Here is a 3,010-nt window from a genome sequence, read left to right as displayed (position 1 = left end):
GTTCTTTGAAAACTGCACAGCATATTATTTTTATATATAAATTTATGATTAGTCTTTTTAAGAAATTAAAATGACAATCGCGAATTTACTGCAACTAAGATTAAGCTAGTAAGGGCGCATGGCGGATGCCTTGGCACTGAGAGCCGATGAAGGACGTGATAAGCTGCGATAAGCTATGGGTAGTGGCAAATACACTGTGATCCATAGATTTCCGAATGGGGAAACCCACCTGACAACATCAGGTATCGTAAGGTGAACAATTAGCCTTATGAAGGTAACCCGGGGAACTGAAACATCTAAGTACCCGGAGGAAGAGAAAGAATAATCGATTTCCTAAGTAGCGGCGAGCGAAAGGGAAACAGCCCAAACCCATCCCTTCGGGGGTGGGGGTTGTGGATAGCTCATAACGGAGCAGCGTTGTAATCGAAGAGGTTTGGAAAGGCCCACCATAGACGGTAACAGTCCGGTAGATGAAATGACAAAGCTTTAGAGCTACTCCAGAGTACCACGGGACACGTGAAACCCTGTGGGAAGCTGGGAGGACCACCTCCCAAGGCTAAATACTACTCAGTGACCGATAGCGTATAGTACCGTGAGGGAAAGGTGAAAAGAACCCCGGAAGGGGAGTGAAATAGAACCTGAAACCGTGTGCCTACAAGCAGTCGGAGCTCGTTAATGAGTGACGGCGTGCTTTTTGTAGAACGAGCCAGCGAGTTACGGTATGTAGCAAGGTTAAGTACTTAAGGTACGGAGCCGAAGGGAAACCGAGTCTGAATAGGGCGACAAAGTTACATGCTGTAGACCCGAAACCGGGTGACCTATCCATGGGCAGGTTGAAGTTGAGGTAAAACTCAATGGAGGACCGAACCCATTACTGTTGAAAAAGTATGGGATGACCTGTGGATAGCGGAGAAATTCCAATCGAACTCGGAGATAGCTGGTTCTCCCCGAAATAGCTTTAGGGCTAGCCTTGGAAATTATAGTCATGGAGGTAGAGCACTGAATGGGCTAGGGGCCGTATAGGTTACCGAACCTTATCAAACTCCGAATGCCATTGACTTTTATCCAGGAGTCAGACTGCGAATGATAAGATCCGTAGTCAAAAGGGAAACAGCCCAGACCGCCAGCTAAGGTCCCAAAGTGTGAATTAAGTGGTAAAGGATGTGGGACTTCTAAGACAACCAGGATGTTGGCTTAGAAGCAGCCACTCATTTAAAGAGTGCGTAATAGCTCACTGGTCGAGAGGTCCTGCGCCGAAGATGTCCGGGGCTCAAATTCACCACCGAAGCTGCGGATTTAATGTATCACATTAAGTGGTAGGGGAGCTTCCTGTATGGGCAGAAGCAGTACCGTAAGGAGCTGTGGACTGTACAGGAGTGAGAATGCTGGCATTAGTAGCGAGAGGTATGTGAGAATCATACCCGCCGAAAACCTAAGGTTTCCTGAGGAAGGCTCGTCCGCTCAGGGTTAGTCGGGACCTAAGCTGAGGCCGAAAGGCGTAGGTGATGGACAATCGGTTGATATTCCGATACCACCAATTTCCGTTTGAGAAATGGGGTGACACAGAAGGATAGGTTGAGCATGCGAATGGAAGTGCATGTCTAAGCACAGAGTCAGGTCCTCTTGGCAAATCCGGAGGATGTCGATGATGTGTTATGGGGAGCCCTTATGGGCGAAGCAACTGATTTCACGCTGTCGAGAAAAGCCTCTATCGAGGAAATTGGTGCCCGTACCGCAAACCGACACAGGTAGGTGAGGAGAGAATCCTAAGGCGAGCGAGAGAACTATTGTTAAGGAACTCGGCAAATTGACCCCGTAACTTCGGGAGAAGGGGTGCTCTAGAAATAGAGCCGCAGTGAATAGGCCCAAACAACTGTTTAGCAAAAACACAGGTCTCTGCTAAGTCGTAAGACGATGTATAGGGGCTGACGCCTGCCCGGTGCTGGAAGGTTAAGGGGAAGGGTTAGCGCAAGCGAAGCTCTGAACTTAAGCCCCAGTAAACGGCGGCCGTAACTATAACGGTCCTAAGGTAGCGAAATTCCTTGTCGGGTAAGTTCCGACCCGCACGAATGGCGTAATGATTTGGGCACTGTCTCAACAATAGACTCGGCGAAGTTGTAGTACCGGTGAAGATGCCGGTTACCCGCGATTGGACGGAAAGACCCCGTAGAGCTTTACTGTAGCTTAGCATTGAGTTTTGGTATTGTCTGTACAGGATAGGTGGGAGGCTGAGAAGTGGCGCCGCCAGGTGCCATGGAGCCATCCTTGGGATACCACCCTGACAGTACTGAAACTCTAACCGGAGGCCATGAATCTGGTCACGGGACATTGTTAGGTGGGCAGTTTGACTGGGGCGGTCGCCTCCTAAAGAGTAACGGAGGCGCCCAAAGGTTCCCTCAGAACGGTCGGAAATCGTTCGAAGAGTGCAAAGGCAGAAGGGAGCCTAACTGCGAGACTGACAAGTCGAGCAGGTACGAAAGTAGGGCTTAGTGATCCGGTGGTTCCGAGTGGAAGGGCCATCGCTCAACGGATAAAAGCTACCTCGGGGATAACAGGCTGATCTCCCCCAAGAGTCCACATCGACGGGGAGGTTTGGCACCTCGATGTCGGCTCGTCGCATCCTGGGGCTGTAGTCGGTCCCAAGGGTTGGGCTGTTCGCCCATTAAAGCGGCACGCGAGCTGGGTTCAGAACGTCGTGAGACAGTTCGGTCCCTATCCGTCGCGGGCGCAGGAAATTTGAGAGGAGCTGTCCTTAGTACGAGAGGACCGGGATGGACGAACCTCTGGTGCACCAGTTGTCACGCCAGTGGCACAGCTGGGTAGCTATGTTCGGAAGGAATAAGCGCTGAAAGCATCTAAGCGCGAAGTCCACCTCAAGATAAGATTTCCCACCGTAAGGGTAAGATCCCTTGAAGAACACAAGGTTGATAGGTCAGGGGTGTAAGCATGGTGACATGTGTAGCTGACTGATACTAATAGATCGAGGGCTTAATCTTGATTAAGTTCAAAA

The 3,010-nt window shown here is 50.3% G+C and carries 1 rRNA gene; it reads left to right on the top strand.

Going from position 1 to position 3,010, the window contains the following annotated elements:
* The first annotated feature begins 98 nt into the window (after nucleotides 1–98).
* Nucleotides 99–2,996, top strand: a 23S ribosomal RNA gene (locus tag CLCY_RS06910).
* Nucleotides 2,997–3,010 lie beyond the last annotated feature (14 nt).

This window comes from Clostridium cylindrosporum DSM 605, assembly GCF_001047375.1.
Lineage (GTDB): Bacteria > Bacillota > Clostridia > Clostridiales > Caloramatoraceae > Clostridium_AB > Clostridium_AB cylindrosporum.
This window is presented reverse-complemented; position numbering and strand designations above follow the sequence as displayed.